Below are 922 nucleotides of genomic sequence, written 5' to 3'. Positions count from 1 at the left end.
GGCCGAGCGCGTCCTCGGCGAGCGCGAGCGTGATCGCCAGCGCGACCAGCCGCGCCTGCGTGCCGTCGTGCAGATCGCGCTCCAGTCCGCGGAGCCGGTCGGTGTTCGCGGCGATCAGCCCGGTGCGGGCGTTCTCCAGCTGTCGCACGCGCTGCTGCGTGCGGACCGGTCCGAGCAGGACCCGGGCCAGCCGCCGGTTCACCCCGCTCAGCGCCCGGACCGCGCCCGGCGCCGAGGCCAGCAGCACCAGGCCGAGGGGCACGGCGACGAACTCCGGCCAGCCGGTCGTCCGGGGGCCGGGTTCCAGCAGCCGGATCCAGAGCGGGAAGCCGACCAGCCACCCGCCGCCGAGCGGGAGCAGTACGGCGGCCGCGAATCCGAGTACGCCCAACGGCAGGCGCAGCACCAGGTGGAGCAGCACCCGCCAGGCGACCGGATCGGTGAGCACCACCCGGCCCCGGGCCAGTACCCCCGCCGGGCGGGGCAGCGGGGCCGGCGGCTCGATCCGTTCGCCGAGCAGTCGGCCCACCAGCCACCGCTGCGGTGCGCCGAGCCTGCGCACGCCCAGCAGCGCGAGGACGACGAACGGCAGGCCGACCACCGTCAGCGAGAGCAGGACTCCCGCGTACAGGACCGCGATCGCGTAGAGCCCGCCGAGCAGCGCGACCGGCAGCCCGAGGATCGCGAAGGCCCAGCCCCCGCCCCGGACGGCGAGGTGGCGCCGCCACCCGGGCGCGGCACCCCGGCCCGTGCCGTCGGTCGTGCCGCCGGCCGTACTGCCGCCCGCGCCGTCGGCACGTTCAGTCACGGCCGCCGCCCGCCAGCTCCGCCGCCGGTCCGCCGACCGCCCAGCGGCCGGTGACCAGGATGCCCGGCAGGACCAGCGCCGCCGCGCCCGCCACGATCCACCCGCAGGTCCCCA

The 922-nt window shown here is 78.0% G+C and carries 1 protein-coding gene; it reads right to left on the bottom strand.

Annotated features, from left to right (window positions below; genetic code table 11):
* Positions 1-808: sensor domain-containing protein (locus tag VR45_RS36715; protein ID WP_199926076.1), on the bottom strand; the 808-nt coding region annotated here is incomplete at its 3' end.
* Between the last annotated feature and the right edge of the window lie 114 nt (positions 809-922).

Source organism: Streptomyces sp. NRRL S-495 (assembly GCF_000966955.1).
In the GTDB taxonomy this organism is placed as follows: Bacteria; Actinomycetota; Actinomycetes; order Streptomycetales; family Streptomycetaceae; genus Kitasatospora; species Kitasatospora purpeofusca.
This window is presented reverse-complemented; position numbering and strand designations above follow the sequence as displayed.